This is a genomic window from Stutzerimonas stutzeri, from assembly GCF_038561965.1.
In the GTDB taxonomy this organism is placed as follows: Bacteria; Pseudomonadota; Gammaproteobacteria; order Pseudomonadales; family Pseudomonadaceae; genus Stutzerimonas; species Stutzerimonas stutzeri_AA.
In genome coordinates this window covers 4,511,557-4,530,247 of the sequence record NZ_CP139348.1, presented here as the reverse complement: position 1 = coordinate 4,530,247, position 18,691 = coordinate 4,511,557, and the positions used below count along the sequence as shown (strand labels likewise).

General features: G+C 63.6%; 13 protein-coding genes. 3 read left to right on the top strand and 10 right to left on the bottom strand.

Annotated features, from left to right (window positions below):
• Positions 1–30: 30 nt before the first annotated feature.
• The 3 genes from fdxH to SM130_RS20905 all read right to left on the bottom strand — a co-directional run bounded on the left by fdxH (position 31) and on the right by SM130_RS20905 (position 5,039).
• Complete coding sequence (gene fdxH, locus SM130_RS20915) at positions 31–969, bottom strand: formate dehydrogenase subunit beta (RefSeq protein WP_102826638.1); 939 nt, start codon at positions 967–969, stop codon at positions 31–33.
• Positions 969–4,043 carry a formate dehydrogenase-N subunit alpha gene (gene fdnG, locus SM130_RS20910; RefSeq protein WP_102826639.1) on the bottom strand — a complete coding sequence of 1,025 codons (3,075 nt, stop codon included), beginning with the start codon at positions 4,041–4,043 and terminating at the stop codon, positions 969–971. The genes fdxH and fdnG overlap by 1 nt, the downstream gene beginning before the upstream one ends.
• Before the next feature lie 159 nt (positions 4,044–4,202).
• The gene (locus tag SM130_RS20905) at positions 4,203–5,039 is read right to left on the bottom strand and encodes an AraC family transcriptional regulator (protein WP_102826640.1); all 837 of its coding nucleotides are present in this window, start codon (positions 5,037–5,039) and stop codon (positions 4,203–4,205) included.
• A 119-nt stretch (positions 5,040–5,158) separates the two neighbouring features.
• On the opposite strand from SM130_RS20905, the gene SM130_RS20900 reads away from it, so the two are divergent.
• Both SM130_RS20900 and SM130_RS20895 read left to right on the top strand, forming a co-directional pair.
• A complete protein-coding gene (locus SM130_RS20900; RefSeq protein ID WP_102826641.1) occupies positions 5,159–5,587 on the top strand; it encodes an organic hydroperoxide resistance protein in 429 nt (142 codons plus the stop codon).
• Positions 5,588–5,626: 39 nt separating this feature from the next.
• On the top strand, positions 5,627–6,577 hold the full coding sequence (locus SM130_RS20895) for an alpha/beta fold hydrolase (RefSeq protein ID WP_102826642.1): 951 nt from the start codon (positions 5,627–5,629) through the stop codon (positions 6,575–6,577).
• Positions 6,578–6,735: 158 nt separating this feature from the next.
• Here SM130_RS20895 and SM130_RS20890 read toward each other — a convergent pair whose 3' ends face one another.
• The 3 genes from SM130_RS20890 to uvrD all read right to left on the bottom strand — a co-directional run bounded on the left by SM130_RS20890 (position 6,736) and on the right by uvrD (position 11,114).
• Positions 6,736–7,578, bottom strand: coding sequence for a Tim44 domain-containing protein (locus SM130_RS20890; protein ID WP_102826643.1), 843 nt, complete (start codon positions 7,576–7,578; stop codon positions 6,736–6,738).
• 186 nt (positions 7,579–7,764) lie between these two features.
• Positions 7,765–8,868, bottom strand: coding sequence for a TRAP transporter substrate-binding protein (locus SM130_RS20885; RefSeq protein ID WP_102826644.1), 1,104 nt, complete (start codon positions 8,866–8,868; stop codon positions 7,765–7,767).
• Between the two features lie 56 nt (positions 8,869–8,924).
• Positions 8,925–11,114 carry a DNA helicase II gene (uvrD, locus tag SM130_RS20880; protein ID WP_102826645.1) on the bottom strand — a complete coding sequence of 730 codons (2,190 nt, stop codon included), beginning with the start codon at positions 11,112–11,114 and terminating at the stop codon, positions 8,925–8,927.
• A gap of 254 nt (positions 11,115–11,368) precedes the next feature.
• On the opposite strand from uvrD, the gene SM130_RS20875 reads away from it, so the two are divergent.
• Positions 11,369–14,221, top strand: a complete 2,853-nt coding sequence (locus tag SM130_RS20875) for a putative bifunctional diguanylate cyclase/phosphodiesterase (RefSeq protein WP_102826646.1) — start codon at positions 11,369–11,371, stop codon at positions 14,219–14,221.
• Positions 14,222–14,255: 34 nt separating this feature from the next.
• On the opposite strand, the gene yegQ is transcribed toward SM130_RS20875, so the two are convergent.
• The 4 genes from yegQ to thpD all read right to left on the bottom strand — a co-directional run bounded on the left by yegQ (position 14,256) and on the right by thpD (position 18,640).
• Complete coding sequence (yegQ, locus tag SM130_RS20870) at positions 14,256–15,629, bottom strand: tRNA 5-hydroxyuridine modification protein YegQ (protein ID WP_102826647.1); 1,374 nt, start codon at positions 15,627–15,629, stop codon at positions 14,256–14,258.
• Positions 15,630–15,756: 127 nt separating this feature from the next.
• Positions 15,757–15,975, bottom strand: coding sequence for a YdcH family protein (locus tag SM130_RS20865; RefSeq protein WP_102826648.1), 219 nt, complete (start codon positions 15,973–15,975; stop codon positions 15,757–15,759).
• Positions 15,976–16,146: 171 nt separating this feature from the next.
• Positions 16,147–17,577 (bottom strand): aspartate kinase, encoded by a 1,431-nt coding sequence (locus SM130_RS20860; protein ID WP_102826649.1) that lies wholly within the window; start codon positions 17,575–17,577, stop codon positions 16,147–16,149.
• 154 nt (positions 17,578–17,731) lie between these two features.
• Positions 17,732–18,640, bottom strand: a complete 909-nt coding sequence (thpD, locus tag SM130_RS20855; RefSeq protein ID WP_102826650.1) for an ectoine hydroxylase — start codon at positions 18,638–18,640, stop codon at positions 17,732–17,734.
• Positions 18,641–18,691: the final 51 nt, after the last annotated feature.

Sequence of the window (18,691 nt, the reverse complement as noted above, 5' to 3'; positions counted from 1 at the left end):
AGGATGGCCCCGCGAACGGGGCCGCCGGATTCAGGGTCGCGGCTCCTTGGGGTCGACCACATGCACCGAAGGATCGACCTGGTGCACCACGGGCTCGCTGAGTTCGGCCTTGTCGTCCTCTTCCTCGACACGAATCGGACCGACTCGCGTGTAGTGGAAGAAGCCGGCCAGCACCGCCGCGCCCATGCCCAGCAGGGCCAGGGGCTTGGTCACGCCTTTCCACAGGCCGACCAGCGGGCTGATGGTTGGCTCGTTCGGCAGGTCGTTGTACAGCGAGGGCTGGTCGGCATGGTGCAGCACGTACATCACGTGCGTACCGCCAACGCCATCGGGGTCATACAGGCCGGCCTGGTCGAAACCGCGTTCCTTCAGATCGGCAATGCGCCCGGCGGCATGCTCCTTCATGTCGTCCTTGCTGCCGAAGACGATGGCCCCGGTGGGGCAGGTCTTCACGCAGGCCGGCTCCAGGCCGACCGATACGCGGTCGGAACAGAGCGTGCACTTGTAGGCCTTCTTGTCCTTCTCGGAGATGCGCGGGACGTCGAACGGGCAACCGGTGATGCAGTAGCCGCAGCCGATGCAGTGGTCCTGGTTGAAGTCGACGATGCCGTTGGCGTACTTCACGATCGCCCCCGGCGCCGGGCAGGCCTTGAGGCAGCCCGGGTCGGCGCAGTGCATGCAGCCGTCCTTGCGAATCAGCCACTCCAGGTTGCCGCTGCCGGGGTTCTCGTACTCGGCGAACTTCATCACCGTCCAGGATTCGGCGGTGAGGTCGATCGGGTTGTCGTAGGTCCCGTTGCTGGTGCCGACTTCGTCACGCAGGTCGTTCCATTCCGAACACGCCACCTGGCAGGCCTTGCAGCCGATGCACTTGGAGACATCGATGAGTTTCGCCACTTCGCCGATCTCGCGGATCGACGGCCGCTCGGTGGTCGTGGCGGAGCGGGCAATCACGTCTTGAGTAGCCATCATGCCTTCTCCACGTTGACCAGGAACGACTTGAACTCCGGCGTCTGGGTGTTGGCGTCACCCACGAACGGCGTCAGCGTGTTGGTCAGGTAGCCGTTGCGGGCCACCCCGGCGAAGCCCCAGTGCAGCGGAATGCCGATCTGGTGCACGGTCTGCCCGTCCACCGTCAGCGGCTTGATGCGCTTGGTCACCACCGCCACCGCCTTGATGTAGCCGCGGTTGGACGACACCTTGACCCGCTCGCCGGCGGTGATGCCCAGCTCGTTGGCCAGTACCTCGCCGATCTCGACGAACTGCTCTGGCTGGGTGATCGCGTTGAGCCGGCAATGCTTGGTCCAGAAGTGGAAGTGCTCCGTCAGCCGGTAGGTGGTGGCCGCGTAGGGGAAGTCCTCCGCGGTGCCGAACAGCTCCATGTCGTTCTTGAATACCCGCGCGGCCGGGTTGCTGATGGCCTGGGGGTTGCCCGGATGCAACGGGTTGCGCCCGATGGGCGTCTCGAACGGTTCGTAGTGCTCGGGGAATGGGCCGTCGTTCATCTTGTCCACGGCGAACAACCGCGCCACCCCTTCGGGGTTCATGATGAACGGGTTCATGCCGTCCTCGGGTCGCGAGTCGACCTTGAAGTCGGGCACGTCGGTGCCGCCCCACTTGCCGCCGTCCCACCAGACCAGGCGTTTCTTCTGCGCGTCCCACGGGTTGCCCGCAGGGTCGGCCGAGGCGCGGTTGTAGAGGATGCGGCGGTTGGCCGGCCAGGCCCAGGCCCAGCCCAGCGTCTGGCCCATGCCGTAGGGGTCGGCATTGTCGCGCCGGGCCATCTGGTTGCCGGCCTGGGTCCAGGAACCGCAGAAGATCCAGCAGCCGCTCGAGGTACTGCCATCGGCACGCAGCAGGCCGAAGCCCGGCAGCAGCTCGCCAGCCTTGGCCACCTGCGCTCCGGTCTGCAGGTCGAACACATCGCTCAGGGCCTTGCCGTTGTACTCCTGGGCGATCTCCTCGGCGCTCGGTTCCTCCGGCTGGCGATAGGCCCAGTCGATGTTGAGCAGCGGTTCGGCGTAGGCGCCGCCTTCCTTGCGATACAGCTCGCGCAGACGATGGAACAGTCCGCCCATGATCACCACGTCGGTCTGCGCCTGCCCGGGCGGCTCGGCGGCCTTCCAGTGCCATTGCAGCCAGCGCCCGCTGTTGACCAGCGAGCCATCCTCCTCGGCGAAGCAGGTGGTCGGCAGGCGGAACACCGTGGTCTGGATGCTGGCCGTGTCGACGTCGTTGTACTCGCCGGCATTGCGCCAGAACTCCGAGGTCTCGGTGGCCAGCGGGTCCATGATCACCAGGTACTTGAGCTTGGCCAGCGCAGCGCTGACCTTGGCCTTGTTGGGGAACGAGGCGATGGGGTTGAAGCCCTGGCAGAAATAACCGTTCACCTGCCCCTGGTACATCATGTCGAAGACCTTGAGCACGTCGTAGCCGGGGATATCCAGCTTCGGCAGCCAGTCGTAGCCCCAGTTGTTCTCCGCCGTGGCGTTCTTGCCGTACCAGGCCTTCATCAGACTGACGTGGAATTTCTCGTAGTGCTGCCAGTACGACAACTGCCCGGGGCGCAGCGGCTTGGCAGTGCGCTTGGTGATATAGGCCGTGTAGTCCTGTTCGGCGTCCAGCGGCAGGGTCATGTAGCCGGGCAGCAGGTTGGAGAGCAGGCCCAGATCGGTCAGGCCCTGGATGTTGGAATGACCGCGCAGGGCATTCATGCCGCCGCCGGGCATGCCGATGTTGCCGAGCAGCAGTTGCACCATGGCACCGGTGCGGATCATCTGCGAGCCGACCGAATGCTGCGTCCAGCCTAGGGCATACATGATGGTCATGACCTTGCCCGGCGCCGAGGTTTCGGCGATGGTCTCCCAGACCTGGAGCATCTTGTCCTGCGGTGTACCGCAGATGTTGCTGACCACCTCCGGCGTGTAGCGACTGTAGTGTTGCTTGAGCAGGTTATAGACGCAGCGCGGGTGGGTGAGGCTCTTGTCGACGCGGGCGAAGCCGTCCTCATCCAGCTCATAACTCCAGCTGGACTTGTCCGGGTAGGCGCGTTTCTCGGCGTCGTAACCGTTGAACAGGCCGTTCTCGAAGCCAAAGCCCTCTTTGACGATGAACGAGACGTCGGTGTAGTTGACCACGTACTCATGCTGGATCTTGTCGTTTTCCAGCAGGTAGTTGATCAATCCGCCGAGGAAGGCGATGTCGGTGCCGGTGCGGATAGGCGCATACATGTCGGCCACGGAGGCCGAGCGGGTGAAGCGCGGATCGACCACCACCAGGCGCGCCTTGTTGCGCGCCTTGGCCTCGGTGACCCACTTGAAGCCGCACGGATGCGCTTCGGCGGCGTTGCCACCCATGATCAGGACCAAGTCAGCGTTCTGGATATCACTCCAGTGATTGGTCATGGCTCCACGGCCAAACGTCGGGGCAAGACTTGCCACCGTCGGGCCGTGTCAGACACGTGCTTGGTTATCGAACGCCAATATGCCGAGTGAACGAACCACTTTGTGGGTGATGTAGCCGGCCTCGTTGGAGGATGCCGAGGCGGCGAGGAAACCTGTGCTCAGCCAACGGTTGACCGTCTGCCCTTTGTCGTTGCGCTCGATGAAGTTGGCATCGCGGTCGTCCTTCATCAGCCGGGCGATGCGGTCGAGGGCGTCGCTCCACTCGATGCGCTTCCACTCGTTGCTGCCAGCTTCGCGGACTTCCGGATGGGGCAGGCGGTTGGGGCTGTGGACGAAGTCGAGCAGGCCCGCGCCTTTCGGGCAAAGGGTGCCGCGATTGACCGGGTGATCGGAGTCGCCTTCGATGTGGATGATGTTCTGCGCGACGTTCTTGCCGCCGCTGCCCTGGCTGTAGAGGATCAGCCCGCAACCGACGGAGCAGTAGGGGCAGGTGTTGCGGGTTTCGCGCGTGTTGGTCAGTTTGAAATGCCGGATCGACTCGGCATATGCCGTTGGTGGGGCCATGCCCAATGCCGCCATGCTCGACGCCCCAAGGCCTACACCGCAGACCTTGAAGAACTGTCGACGGTTCATATCCATCGGAGGTTCTCCTTTCTTATCAGGCTGGAACGCCGATGCTTTGCCGGCGTCTGCCAAGGAGCTTAGTCAAGGCTGCAAAAAGCGACGGGTTAATTCCGCGTTTCGCTTGTGGGTACCCTGTGCGGTTCGACGGAGCGGAAAGAGAAGCGCCTGCTGCGCTCAGGGATTGGCTGGCATGGACAGTTGGTTCTTCCATTCACGCGGCGACAGCCCGGAGTTCGCCTTGAAGGCTCTGGAGAACGCGGCTTCGCTGCCGTAACCCACTTCGATTGCGACCATCTTCAGCGGCCGTCCACGGCGCAGGGCCTTTTGTGCCAGCCGGACGCGCCAGCCCTGTAGATAGTGTCCCGGCGTGGTGCCGACCGTTTCGCGGAATGCCGTGGCGAATACGCTGCGCGACATCCCGGCGACGCCAGCAAGCTCTTCGAGCGTCCAGTCCTGCGCCGGCGCCTCGTGCATCGCCACCAGCGCATTGCGCAGGCGTGGATGTGCCAGGCCGGACAGCAGCCCGCCATTGACCGCGTCGCTTTCCATCAACTGACGCAACACCTGGATCATCACCACTTCGAGCAGGCGCTCGACCATTGCCACGCGCCCGCAGCGCTGCTCGAAGGCCTCCTCGAACAGCAGCGTGAGCACCGGCTCGGCGCCCCATACTTCGTCCAGCGGCATGCAGACGACATCGGCCAAGCCCGACGCGATGGGGTTGCTGGCGCCACCCTCGAACGACAGGTTCGCGCAGACCATATCGGCCTGCTGCCCAGGTGCGACGAAGAAGCGATGCGTCAGCGGCCGCGGGAACAGCAGCAGGCTGGGGCGTTCGACCTGCAGTGTTTCCTGGCCGTAGTGCACTTCAACGACACCGCTACGCACCAGATGCAGCTGCCCGTGCACGCCATCGCTTTGCAGCGTGTTGATGCCGCACAGCGGCCCGGTATTGAACACCTGTGCACTCATCGGGAATTGCGTCATCAGCGCGGCGAGCCTGTCGGCCATTTTCGTACTCCTGATCATGTTTTACGGATTCTACGTCACCAATAGTTTTCTCTGGTGAGCAGAATAGCGCTCACCGGGCAACAACGCCCTGGCCTACCAACAGAACAGGAACCGTAGCCATGACCATCGAAAAAATCCTCTACACCGCCACTGCAACCGCCACCGGCGGACGCGAAGGCCGCGCCAGCTCCTCCGACCAGGCGCTCGACGTGCAGCTGTCCACCCCGCGTGAACTGGGTGGCGCTGGCGGCTCCGGCACCAATCCTGAGCAGCTGTTCGCCGCCGGTTACTCGGCCTGCTTTCTCGGTGCACTGAAGTTCGTCGCCGGCAAGCAGAAGGTCGCATTGCCCGCCGACACCCGCATCACCGGCAAGGTCGGCATCGGCCAGATCCCTACCGGTTTCGGCATCGAGGCCGAGCTGACCATCGCTGCTCCCGGCATTGCCCGCGACGTGTTGCAAGGGTTGGTCGAGCAAGCCCACGTGGTCTGCCCGTACTCCAACGCCACCCGCGGCAATATCGACGTAACGCTGATCATCGCTGACTGATCCCGACCGCCCCCAAACTAAGAACAGGAGCCACACGCCATGAATGCAATCATCCGTACCTTCACCCTCCCGCTGCTGGCCATCGCGATGCAGCCGGTTTTCGCCGCACAGCCCGAGCAGGCCACGCAACCGACGTCCAGCATCACCAGTGCTCGCACTGCCAGCACCATCACTACCGCTGACGGCGTGCAGCTCTACTACAAGGACTGGGGCCCGAAGGACGGCCCGGTAGTTACCTTCAGCCACGGCTGGCCGCTGAACTCGGACAGCTGGGAATCGCAGATGCTGTTTCTTGCATCCGAGGGCTATCGTGTAATTGCCCACGACCGCCGCGGCCACGGCCGCTCCAGTCAACCGTGGGAAGGCAACGACATGGATCATTACGCCGACGACCTGGCCGCGGTGATCGAAGCGCTCGACCTGAAGGACGTCACCCTGGTGGGCTTCTCCACCGGTGGCGGTGAGGTGGCACGCTACATCGGTCGCCACGGCACCAAACGGGTGAAGAAGGCCGTGCTGGTCAGCGCCGTGCCGCCGATGATGCTGAAAACGGCGGATAACCCGGGCGGCCTGCCGCTGGAAGTCTTCGACGGCATTCGCAAGGCCTCGCTGGAGGATCGCTCGCAGCTGTACCTCGACCTCGCCTCCGGTCCGTTCTACGGCTACAACCGTCCGGGTGCCAAGGTGTCCCAGGGGCTGATCGACAACTGGCGTGCCCAGGGCCTGCAGGCGGGGCACAAGAACACCTACGACTCGATCGCCGCGTTCTCGGCCACGGACTTTCGCGGCGACCTGAAGAAGTTCGACGTGCCGACGCTGGTAATCCACGGCGACGATGATCAGATCGTGCCGCTGGACAGCTCTGGCAAGGCGTCCGCTGCACTGGTCAAGGGCGCGAAGCTGATCGTCTATCCCGGCGCGCCACACGGCCTGACCGACACTCACAAGGATCGCTTCAATAACGATCTGCTGGCCTTCCTCAAGGAGTGAAGGGCGCTTGGTTGATCCGACCGTGGGAGCCCCCGCGGTCGGCTCCTTGCATTGGGTGCTACGACCGTGATCACCGTCGCCAAACGACAAACCCCGCCAAGTGGCGGGGTTTGTCTGTGGTCTGCCCTGCGGCAGACCAGATTTCTTCACTGCATTGATCAGCTGTTCTGGCGGATACCGGCAACGACCCATGGCTGGTTCTCGCCCTGGGCACGCTCCATGCGCCAGCTTTCGCTGAACGGCTCGCCCTGGTCGAAGCGCGAAGTCTTCGATACACCGTTGAAGGTCAGGGTCGCGGTGGTTTTCTCGGCATCGTCGTCGACGCCATCGAGCTGGATCTGCAGATCGTCGATGTAGGTTGCCTGGTAGGCATCACCGATTTCGGCGCGCTCCTGCTTGAGGAAGCCCAGCAGTTGCGGGGTGACGAACTCGGCAATCTTGTCCATCTCGTTGGCATCCCAGTGCTGCTGCAGCGAGAGGAAATGCTCGCGGGCGGCAGCGACGAAGCTCTGCTCGTTGAACCAGGACGGGGCATTGATCACCGGAGCGGCAGCTACCGGGGCGGCGCTGCCACCGAAGATCGAAGTGGCCGGCTGCTGCGGCATTTCACGCTGCATCGGCGCGTGGCCGGCCATGGCCGGCTGCTGCTGGCGACGACGGGCGGCGAGGAAGCGGAACAGCAGGAACGCGATCCCGCCGAAGATCAGGATATCCATGAACTGGATGCCTTCGAAGCCGTCGCCCATGAACATGGAAGCGAGCAGGCCACCGGCGGCCAGACCGGCCAATGGGCCGAGCCAGCGGGAAGCACCGCTGGCGGCGGCGGGCGTCTGACGACCTGCCTGATTCGGCGCAGCCTGGGTCTGCTGGGGCGCCTGGCGGGTTTGGTGGCTCGGTGCCGAGCCGAAGCTCTTGCCGCCGCCGAAGCGCTTGGCGTGGGCGTCGAGCGCGAAGGTCAGGCTGATACACAGCGCCATGAAAATGCTAAGCACACGTTGCATTGAGTGTTCCCGCTATAAAGAAGTGGAGTACGCGCGCCATCCTGCCGAGCCGGGCAGGCGTTGGCCAGGGGCAGTATGTTACTGGCTTTTGCTTGCGACCGTTGGTCGCGGCGGGGTGGCGGTCATAGGTGCGCTAGGCGGATGCGAAAACGGAGCCTTGGCGGCTCCGTCTTGCTGGAGGCTGGCTCAGCGCCAGTTATACAGTTCCTTCTCGGAGATCTCGTGCATCGGCTTGACCTGCTCCTGGAAGGCCTTCATCGACGCCCAGATGCGACCGTTCAACTCGCTTTGTGCGGCCAGTTCGCCGAGTACCAGTTCCGATTGCTCCTGCATGGCGTCGAGCACTTCGTCGGGGAAGCGCTTGAGCTGCACGCCCTGCTGCTTGAGCTGGTCGAGTGCCAGGGCGTTGTTGTAGACGTAGTCGTCCATCATGTCGCGGCTGGCTGCGCGGGTCGCCTCGGTGAGGATCGCCTGCAGATCCTCAGGCAGGGTATCCATCGCCTTCTGGTTGACCAGCAGCTCCAGCACCGCCTGCGGTTCCTGCCAGCCCGGGTAGTAGTAGTACTTGGCTGCCTTGTGCAGGCCGAAAGCCAGGTCGTTGTACGGGCTGACCCAATCGGTGGCGTCGATGGCGCCGGTCTGCAGCGCGGTGAACACCTCACCGCCAGGCAGGTTGACGGTGGTGGCACCGAGACGCGCTAGCACTTCGCCGCCCAGACCCGGCATGCGGATCTTCAACCCGCGCAGGTCGCCCAGCGCATTGATTTCTTTGTTGTACCAGCCGCCCATCTGCATGCCGGTATTGCCGACCACCATGGGTTTCACGCCGAAAGGTGCATAGGCCTCTTCCCAGAACTTCTGGCCGTCGCCTCTGCTCAGCCAGGCATTCATTTCGATGGCGGACAGGCCGAACGGAACCGAGGTGAAGAACTGCGCGGTGGGCACCTTGCCTTTCCAGTAATAGGCAGCGCCGTGACCGAGTTCGGCGGTGCCGCGGGACACGGCGTCGAACACTTCCAGCGCCGGGACCAGCTCGCCAGCGGCATAGACCTTGATGGTCAGGCGGCCGTCGCTCATCACCTTGACGCGATCAGCCAGGCGTTCGGCGGCGGTGCCGAGGCCGGGATAGTTCTTCGGCCAGGCCGTGACCATCTTCCAGGTGTAGGTCTTGGCGGGTTCGCTGGCGGCTTGTTGGCTTGCGGTTTCGACTTTCTTGTCGTCATTGCAGCCGGCAAGGCCGAGGGTCGCAAGCAAGGCAGCGGCAGCACCGAACAGATGGCGGCGTTTCATGGGTCGGTTTCCTTGGTCTTTCTTGTTGGTATGAGGCCTTGACGTTAGCGTCAACCTCAAAGGGCTTCAAGTTTTGCGTAACTGAGCATCAGCCACTTGCTGCCCTCATCCTCGAAGTTAACCTGCACCCGCGCCTGCGCACCGGAGCCTTCGAAGTTGAGGATGGTGCCTTCGCCGAACAGCGAATGGCGCACGCGCTGGCCAAGGTTGAACGGCGTTTCCGGCACGCCGGCGCCATCGAACAGTGACGAGCCGCTCATGCTCTTGCCGCTGAACGAGCGCGTCACGGTATTGCTCAGGCGAACTTCCTGGATCAGCGCTGGCGGCACTTCACGGACGAAGCGCGAGATCTTGTTGTAGGTCTCGCTGCCGTAGAGCCGGCGGGTTTCGGCGTAGGTGATCACCAGCTGCTGCATGGCGCGGGTGATGCCGACGTAGGCCAGGCGGCGTTCCTCTTCCAGACGGCCGGATTCCTCCAGGCTCATCTTGTGCGGGAACAGGCCTTCTTCCATGCCGACCAGGAACACCAGCGGGAACTCCAGACCCTTGGCGCTGTGCAGGGTCATCAGCTGCACGCTGTCCTCGTGGTCGCCGGCCTGCTGTTCGCCGGCCTCCAGCGAGGCGTGGTCGAGGAAGGCGGCCAGCGGAGACTGGATGTCGTCATCCTCTTCGCTGTAGCTGTCGAAAGCACGTGCGGCGGAGACCAGTTCCTCGAGGTTTTCCACCCGCGCCTGGGCCTTCTCGCCTTTCTCGTCGCGGTGATAGGCCAGCAGCCCGGATTGCTCAATGACCAGCTGCGCCATGTTGTGCAGCTGCATGCCCTCGACCTTCAGCGCCAGGGTGTCGACCAGTTCGACGAAGCCGTTCAGCGCGCTGGCTGCGCGGCCCGAGACCGCCTTGGTACCGACCGCCTGATGCAGCGCCGCCCACATCGACAGGCCCAGCTCACGCGCCATTTGGCGCAGGGCTTCGACGGTCTTCTCACCGATGCCGCGCGCTGGCACGTTGATTACCCGTTCCAGCGCCGCGTCGTTGTCGCGGGTCTGGATCAGGCGCAGGTAGGCCATGGCATTCTTGATCTCGGCACGCTCGAAGAAGCGCTGGCCGCCATAGATGCGGTAGGGAATCTTCTCGCGCAACAGCGCCTCTTCCAGCACCCGCGACTGGGCGTTGGAGCGATAAAGGATGGCGATCTCGCTGCGGCTCATGCCGTCACGGATGGCCTTCTCGATGCTTTCGACCACGTAGCGCGCTTCGTCGTGCTCGTTGAAGGCGGCGTACAGGCTGATCGGCTCGCCCTCGCAACCGGAAGTCCAGAGTTCCTTGCCGAGACGGCCCTGGTTGTTGGCGATCAGCGCGTTGGCGGCCTTGAGGATGCAGGCGGTGGAGCGGTAGTTCTGTTCCAGGCGGATGGTTTCGGCGTCCGGGAAATCGGCGCTGAACTGGTGCAGGTTTTCGATGCGCGCGCCGCGCCAGCCATAGATCGACTGGTCGTCGTCGCCGACCACCATCAGGCTTTCGCCGCCCTTGGCCAAGTGCCGCAGCCAGGCGTACTGCACCGCGTTGGTGTCCTGGAACTCGTCGACCAGCACATGGCGGAAGCGCCGCTGATAGTGCTCGAGCAGGCCCGGATGATCGCGCCACAGATCCAGCGCACGCAGCAGCAGTTCGGAGAAGTCGATCACGCCGGCGCGAGCGCAGGCTTCTTCGTAGGCTTCGTAGATATTCAGCTGAGTGGCGAGGAACAGGTCGCCGCCGGCCTGGATGTTCTTGGGGCGCAGGCCTTCGTCCTTCTGCCCATTGATCCACCACTGCGCCTGGCGTGCCGGCCAGCGCTGCTCGTCGAGGCCGAGTTCGCGGATCACCCGCTTGACCAGGCGCTGCTGGTCGTCGGAATCGAGAATCTGGAAGTTCTGCGCCAGCTTGGCTTCCTGCCAGTGCGCCCGCAGCAGGCGGTGGGCCAGGCCGTGGAAGGTGCCGACCCACATGCCCTGCGGGTTGACGTGCAACAGCTGCTCAATGCGCTGACGCATTTCGGCGGCAGCCTTGTTGGTGAAGGTCACCGACAGGATCGAGTGCAGCGAGGCGCGTTCGACCTGATGCAGCCAGGCGATGCGGTGTACCAGTACGCGGGTCTTGCCCGAGCCGGCGCCAGCCAATACCAGTTGACGTCCCAGCGGCGCGGCCACGGCCTGGCGCTGAGCATCGTTGAGGGAATTCAGGAGGAGAGAGAGATCGTCATGCATCGCGGCATTCTATTGGAAATGCCTGCGCTGCGCTCGCCCGGTAGTCCAATCGGCGGCGCCGAACTTGGCAATCCCACGTAGCTGGCATGGGCCCGAAGTGCGCTTCGCGAACACTTCCACTGGTCGGTTGGCGTACCTGTCGCCGTTTTTCCGACGCACCATGGTATGACGCGGCGCTAGCAACGTGCCATTATCGACCGCGGTTTGGTTCCGTCGAGCCTCATTCGGGTGCAGCTATTACTAGAACAATATTCATGACCGATTCCATTCGAACTGCCTGCCCGGCATCAGTACAGCAAAGCCCAGATGGGGTCCCAGTGATCGACCAGGCTGCCGAACGCACCCGGTTGCTTTATCGGGGCGCGCGCATGCCCGCCCTGCTGTTATTGCTTGCCACGCTGGTCTGCGGCGTGGTGCTGTGGGACGAGCAGGGCGGCATCGGGCTTGGAATCTGGCTGGCGTGGATGGCCGCTCTTGGGCTGGTGCGTTTGCAACAGGTCTTCGCTTTCAACCGGGCCAGCCCCGAGGCGCAAGCGGCGCGGTGCTGGCGCTGGCGCTTTCTGCTCGGCAGTGGCGTGTCTGCGGTGAGCCTGGCCTATGCGATGGTGGTTCTGGTGCCCGCCGATGCCTTTGCCACTCAGGCGTTGCTGTACGGGCTGATCGGTTCGGTCGTCGTCGCAGCCAGCGTCGCCTATGGCGTCAGTCTTCCCGCATTTTTCAGTTTCGCTTTGCCCAGCCTGCTTCCAGCAGGGCTGTTACTGCTGACCAGTGGCCATCCGCTGCAACAGGGTTGGGGCTTGTTGGCGATGATCGTGCTGGCGACACTGAGCCTGGTCGCCTGGCAGATCAATCGCTTGGTCAGTGACGGGCTAGAGCAGCGCTCGCACCGGCAACAGCTGATCGAACGGCTGGAAGCAGCAGGCCGCGATGCCGATTCGCTCAATCGCCGCCTGGCTTCGGAAATCGAGCAGCGATGCCATGCCGAGCAGCAACTGCGCAGCGCCTACGATGGCCTCGAGCAACGGGTTGCCGAGCGTACCGCTGAGCTCGCGCATGTCGCCGATGAGCTCGGGCAAAGCGAGGCGCGGCTCAATCTGGCGCTGGATGCCAGCGGTCTCGGTCTGTGGGACTGGGATCTGAAGAACAACCATGTCCATCATTCCCGCCTGGAAGTCGTGTTTGGCGTCGGGCTGCAGCGTGGCAGTGATGAAAACGGCTCGCCGCTACCGGATGTGCACCCGAAGGATCTGGATGGTGTGCGCGCCACGCTGATCGCGCACTTGAAGGGTGAAACCGACCTCTTCACCGTTGAATACCGGGCACTGCGCGCCGACGGCAGCGAAATCTGCCTCGAAGATCGCGGCCGCGTGATCCAGCGCGACGCCGCTGGCCGTGCGCTGCGGATGATCGGCACCCGCCGTGACATCAGCGAGCTGCGCAGCCAGGCCGAGCAGCAGCGTCTGGCTGCGACGGTATTCGAGGCGGCCAGCGAAGGCATGGTGATCATGAACGACAGCTACCGTGTGCTGGCGGTCAATGACGCCTGCTGCACCCTGTCGGGCTATGGGCGCGAGGAGCTGCTGGGGCGCAGCATTGCGCGCATCGCCGGTTCGCCGGAAACCCAGCGACAGTATGAAACGATGCGCGAAGCGCTGGAGCGACAAGGTCATTGGCAGGGCGAGCTGATCGAGACGCGCAAGAGTGGCGAGGTCTATCCGCAGTGGGTGCAGCTGCGTGAGGTGCGTAACGCCAACAACAGCGTCACCCATGTGGTCGCCTTCATTTCCGATCTCAGCGTGCGCCGCAAGGTCGAGGAACGTCTGCGTTACCTGACCCACTACGACGACCTCACCGGGCTGGCCAACCGTGGCTTGCTCAAGGAGCGCCTGCATGACGCCTGCCAGCGCGTGCGCCGCAATGGGCGCAACATCGCCGTGCTGTACATCGATCTGGATCGCTTCAAGCTGCTTAACGAAAGCCTCGGGCACGAGGCCGCCGATGCCCTGCTGCGCGAGGTCTCGCGCCGACTGTCGCAGACCCTGGCCGAGGCCGACACCATTGCACGCCTGTCCGGCGACGAATTCGTCGTGCTGATAGACGCCTACGGCAGCCTCAGCGGCCTGGCGCACCTGGGCAGCCGGCTGCTGCAGCGAATCCGCAAGCCGATGGTCATCGACGAGCAGGAACTGGTGATCAGCGCCTCCATCGGTGTCAGCCTGATGCCGGACAACAGCCGTGACGCGGAGGTGTTGCTGCGCCAGGCCAGCACGGCCATGCAGCATGCCAAGCACCTGGGCGGCAACACGCTGCAGTTCTTCACCGATCGGCCGCAGGCTTCTGGCATGCAATACCTGCAGCTGGAAAATCAGCTGCGCAAGGCGATCGACGTCGGCCAGCTGGAGGTGTTCTACCAGCCGCGCCTGAGCCTTGCCGACGACGCCCTCGAAGCCGCAGAAGCGCTGGTGCGCTGGCGTCACCCGCAGCGGGGGCTGGTCGCGCCGGCCCACTTCATTCCGCTGGCCGAAGAGACCGGCCTGATCATTCCGCTCGGTGAGTTCGTCCTGCGCGAGGCCTGCCGCCAGGCGCGTCAGTGGCAGCTGGACGGGTTGGCCGAGATCCGCGTTTCGGTGAACCTCTCGGTCAAGCAGTTACGCCAGGGCAACTTCGTCAGCCTGGTACGCCAGGTGCTGGAGGAAACCGGCCTGCCGGCGACGATGCTGGAGCTGGAATTGACCGAAAGCCAGTTGCTCGATGATATCGACAACGCCATCAGCATCAGCGAACAGCTGCGTGCGCTGGGCGTGAAGTTGGCCATCGACGATTTCGGCACCGGTTTCTCGTCGCTGAGCTACCTCAAGCGCTTTCCGGTGGACTACGTGAAGATCGACCGTTCGTTTATCAGCGAGCTGGAGCATTCCAGTCAGGACGCGGCGATTACCCGGGCGATCATCGCCATGGTTCACAGCCTGGAGCGCAAGGTGGTGGCAGAGGGCGTGGAAACCCAGGCGCAGATGGATTTCCTCAAGGCCAACCTGTGTGACGAGATTCAGGGCTACCTGCTCAGCCCACCGGTGCCGGCCCTGCAGTTCGCCGAACTGCTGCGCTAGGCGCTGGCGTCGCAACGCGACGCCAGCCCTCACCTCAACCGCGAGTAGTCGTGCCTTCCAGTTCGCGCATCAGCAGCGCGTAGCGCAGGTCGACGTCGTCCGGCACCGGCAGGTAGACGGTATGGCCATCGCCCGGCGCCACTTCCATCGCTTCGCCGCGCTTGTTCTCCAGCTGCTCCAGCCGCAGGTTGAGGTTGCCTTGCGGCGTCATCAGCTCCAGCTTGTCGCCAACGGCGAAGCGGTTCTTCACCTTCACCTCGGCCAAACCGTTGCGGCGCTCGCCGGTCAGCTCGCCGACGAACTGCTGGCGCTCGGAGACCGAGAATCCGCGTTCGTAGTTCTGGTATTCGTCATGCACGTGACGACGCAGGAAGCCCTCGGTGTAGCCGCGGTGGGCCAGCGATTCCAGGGTGTCCATCAGCGATTTGTCGAACGGCCGGCCGGCGAGGGCATCGTCGATGGCCTTGCGATAGACCTGCGCGGTGCGCGCCACGTAGTAATGGCTCTTGGTGCGGCCCTCGATCTTCAGCGAGTGCACGCCCATCTGCACCAGGCGCTCTACATGCTGCACGGCACGCAAGTCCTTGGAGTTCATGATGTAGGTGCCGTGCTCGTCCTCGAACGCGGACATGAATTCGCCCGGGCGGCTGCTGTCCTCGAGCAGGAATACTTCATCGGTCGGTGCACCGGCGCCCAGCGTCGGCTCAGGGCTGGCAGGATCGGCTCGTTGCACGGCGATCGGCTCGTACTTGTGGACGATGTCGCCGATCTCGTTTTCCTTCGCCTCGTGGGTCTTGTACTCCCAGCGGCAGGCGTTGGTGCAGCTGCCCTGGTTGGGGTCGCGCTTGTTGATGTAGCCCGACAGCAGGCAGCGGCCGGAGTAAGCCATGCACAGGGCGCCGTGGACGAAGACTTCCAGCTCCATGCCCGGCACCTGCTTGCGGATCTCGTCGATCTCCTCCAGCGACAGCTCGCGGGAAAGAATCACCCGGCTCACGCCCTGGCTTTCCCAGAACTTGACCGTGGCCCAGTTCACCGCGTTGGCCTGCACCGAGAGGTGGATGGTTTGCTCGGGGAAATGCTGGCGCACCAGCATGATCAGGCCGGGATCGGACATGATCAGCGCGTCTGGCCCCATCGCCACCACCGGCTCAAGGTCCTTGATGAAGGTCTTCAGCTTGGCGTTGTGCGGGGCGATGTTGACCACCACGTAGAACTGCTTGCCCAGGGCATGCGCTTCGTCGATGCCGAGCTTGAGATTGGCGTGATCGAACTCATTGTTGCGCACACGCAGGCTGTAGCGCGGCTGCCCGGCGTATACCGCATCGGCACCGTAGGCGAAGGCGTAGCGCATGGATTTCAGCGTGCCGGCAGGCGACAGCAGCTCGGTGCGGTAGGGGGTGCTCATGGCGCGGGACTCGCAGGAGGGCATCGAAGAAGCGCGGCATTTTACTGCGCTTGCCGACCGATTGCGCGTCGTCTGCAATATTCCCGGATGAAGGAAGGGCGCCCCGCCTGAGCAGGGCGCCGAAGGATCACGCGGCGGATGCTTCCTTGAGCATCTGGTAGAGCCGGTCCTTGAGCTGCAGCTTCTCCTTTTTCAGGTTCTCCACTTCGCTGTCGGTGCCGGGCACGATGTGCGCTTCGATGTTTTTGACCCGTTGATCCAGCTCGTTGTGTTCGTCGAACAGGTGAGCAAAGGTCTTGTTTTCTGCCTTGAGGCGGGTGATCAGATCGCGGTACTCGGGAAACATGGCAACTCCTGCATGGTGGGTAAGCCGGCGAGCAGGTCAGGCATTAGCGGGTAAGGCGTGACGTGCTTCTTGTCTCCATAGTCATCCTGCGCGGTGCTGGCAGTATTGATCGGCGTCAGCGTCCAGACAGCAAAACGCCGGGCGAGCCCGGCGTTTTGAGTGATGCTGCGATCAGGCCGCGGCGATCACGTCGCCATGGTTTTCCGGCTCGATCAACGCGCGGTGCAGCGCTGCGATCGCGGCGTCGTAGTCCTCTTCGTTGACCACGCACTGCATTTCCACCTGGCGGATCGACTGGTGGATCGCCTGGATGCTGATGCCCGCTTCGGCCAGTGCCGCCACGGTCTTGGCGAGAATGCCTTTGACCTTGAGGTCCGAACCGATCGCCGAAACGATGGCCAGGTTGTGCACCGTGACCTCAGCGGCCGGGTACTTCTCCTCGATCAGCCGCGCGGCGCGGTTGATCAGCTTGCGCGAGCCGGAGGCGTAGTAGGTGATGCTGTTGGCGTCGGAGTCCTTGTTCACCACATAGAGCTTGAGCTGCTTGAGCAGCTTGCTGATTTCCATGTCGTGGCTAATGTCGCCGAGCATGTCCTGATCGAACACCTCGATGCCGAACACGTCCTTGCGCCCCGCGATGATCTCTACGCAAGGCCTCTCGCTCTTGTAGTCCTGGCTGATCAGGGTGCCGCCGTGATCCGGTTCGAAGGCATTCTTGATGCGCAGCTCGACACCGGCGCGGCGCAGGGTCTTGGCCGCACGCGGGTGGATTGCCTCCATGCCGAGGTTCGACAGCTGGTCGGCGACGTCGTAGTTGGTGCGGCCGATGGTGACCACCTTGTCGGCTCCGACCAGGTTCGGGTCGGCGCTGGAGAGGTGGAATTCCTTGTGGATGATCGCTTCATGCGCGCCGGTGGCGGCAGCGATCTGGGCAAAGGTGATCTCGCTGTAGCCGCGGTCGAAGGTGTTCATCAGGCCTTCGGCACAATGCGTATAGCCGGTGGCGACCACCAGTTCGCGGGCGAAGTCGAAACCGGCGAAGTGGCTGGCGATCATCTCCTCGAACGGCAGCGGTGCTTCCTGCTGCCAGCCGGTGAGGTCGGCCAGGCGCGCATTGACACCACGTTGCTTGAGCGCCAGCACCGAGTTGAAGGCGCTGTGCGCTTCGCCAAGGGAGGCGAGCATCTCGCGCACCTTCATCAGGTGTTCGGAGAGCTGGAAATGGCCGTAGGCGCAGAGCTTCTGCAGGCTGTGCATGCACTCGCTGGCATCGTCGATGCGCGAATTGATGAACTGGTTGGCGGCGTGCAGCTCGTACTCGGAACTGAACAGTTCGGCGTTCTTTTCCAGCATGCGCTGGCGCACATGTTCCAGTGCTTCGCGCCAGGCGCCTTCGCTCTGGGCGTCGGCGAAGCGCTGGTAAACACCCGGCTCGCCGGTCTTCTTGTGTTCCAGCAGCAGATTGGTCATGCCGCTGTAGGCCGAGACGACGAAGATGCGCTGGTACAGCGCGGGGCCTTCCCGGCGGCCGATGAAGATGTTGTCGAGGACTTCCTCGAAGCGGCTCATCGACGTGCCGCCGATCTTTTCTACGGTATGCATCTTTATATTGCGTCCGAATCTGGCAGGCCGTTGACGGGCCCGGCGCGGCTGGCGCACCTGTCGATCAACGAGCTGGAAGTGAGTTCATCCCTGGGCCAATAAGCGATCGGCCAAACCAAGGGATCGGGCCCGTCATCAGACGCGCCCGATCGCCTCAGAGATACTGTTGCGGCTGAATGTCCAGCGGCTTGAAATCTTCGCGCTCGGCAACGAAGGCCGGGCGGGGCTTCTGCTCGCAGAACGGCGGCTGCACGGCATTATCCACATGGTTGTAGACGTAGAACAGATTGCTCCGCGCGCTGGGTGTGATGTTGCCGTTGGAGCCGTGCATGGTGTTGCAGTCGAAGAACACCACGCTGCCAGCCGGGCCGGTGGCGCAGTCGATACCGGAGCGGCTCGCCAGCTCACTCAGGCTGTTCTGGTCGGGGATGCCGATCTCCTGCTTGCGCAGGGATTTCTCGTAGTGGTTTTCCGGCGTGGCACCGACGCAGCGCACGTAGTGCTTGTGCGAACCGGGCATCAGCATCAGCGGGCCGTTGTGCGGCTCGTTGTCGGTCAGCAGTATCGAGCAGGACAGGCAACGCATGCGCGGCATGCCGTCCTCGACGTGCCAGGTCTCGAAGTCCGAGTGCCAGTAGAACTCCTTGCCGGTGAAGCCTGGCTTGAAGTTCATCCGCGACTGATGCACGTACAGATCACCGCCGAGAATGAAGCGCGCGATGCCGGCGGTGCGCTCGTCTGCCGCCACTCGGGCGAACAGTTCGTTGTCACTGTGGATGTCGAACACCGAGCGGACCGCGCCGCTGTCAGGTTCCTTGATGGTCTTGCCGGAGCCGGCGACGGCCGGGTCCTGGCGCATGCGCTCGAGTTCGGCGCGAAACAGCGCGACTTCGTCGGCGCTGAACAAATTGGGGATGACCAGGTAGCCGTCGCGCTCGAAACGCTCGATCAGCTCCGCCGCTATCGGCGCATTCTCCAGGTCGCTGCGGTAGACGACCGGATCCAGGCGTTCTTGCCAGCTGGGCTGGTCTTCCTGGCGCGAGGGATACAGGTCGGCTTGCATAGGGTTCACGCATACCTCCTTTCTCTTGTGATGGCGGGGCGGCTCGGCGGC

Bases quoted from the DNA above. Each gene is read 5' to 3' on its own strand.
- fdxH (WP_102826638.1), bottom strand. From the start codon at position 969: ATGGCTACTCAAGACGTGATTGCCCGCTCCGCCACGACCACCGAGCGG.
- SM130_RS20905 (WP_102826640.1), bottom strand. From the start codon at position 5,039: ATGGCCGACAGGCTCGCCGCGCTGATGACGCAATTCCCGATGAGTGCA.
- SM130_RS20900 (WP_102826641.1), top strand. From the start codon at position 5,159: ATGACCATCGAAAAAATCCTCTACACCGCCACTGCAACCGCCACCGGC.
- SM130_RS20895 (WP_102826642.1), top strand. From the start codon at position 5,627: ATGAATGCAATCATCCGTACCTTCACCCTCCCGCTGCTGGCCATCGCG.
- SM130_RS20890 (WP_102826643.1), bottom strand. From the start codon at position 7,578: ATGCAACGTGTGCTTAGCATTTTCATGGCGCTGTGTATCAGCCTGACC.
- SM130_RS20885 (WP_102826644.1), bottom strand. From the start codon at position 8,868: ATGAAACGCCGCCATCTGTTCGGTGCTGCCGCTGCCTTGCTTGCGACC.
- uvrD (WP_102826645.1), bottom strand. From the start codon at position 11,114: ATGCATGACGATCTCTCTCTCCTCCTGAATTCCCTCAACGATGCTCAG.
- SM130_RS20875 (WP_102826646.1), top strand. From the start codon at position 11,369: ATGACCGATTCCATTCGAACTGCCTGCCCGGCATCAGTACAGCAAAGC.
- yegQ (WP_102826647.1), bottom strand. From the start codon at position 15,629: ATGAGCACCCCCTACCGCACCGAGCTGCTGTCGCCTGCCGGCACGCTG.
- SM130_RS20865 (WP_102826648.1), bottom strand. From the start codon at position 15,975: ATGTTTCCCGAGTACCGCGATCTGATCACCCGCCTCAAGGCAGAAAAC.
- SM130_RS20860 (WP_102826649.1), bottom strand. From the start codon at position 17,577: ATGCATACCGTAGAAAAGATCGGCGGCACGTCGATGAGCCGCTTCGAG.
- thpD (WP_102826650.1), bottom strand. From the start codon at position 18,640: ATGCAAGCCGACCTGTATCCCTCGCGCCAGGAAGACCAGCCCAGCTGG.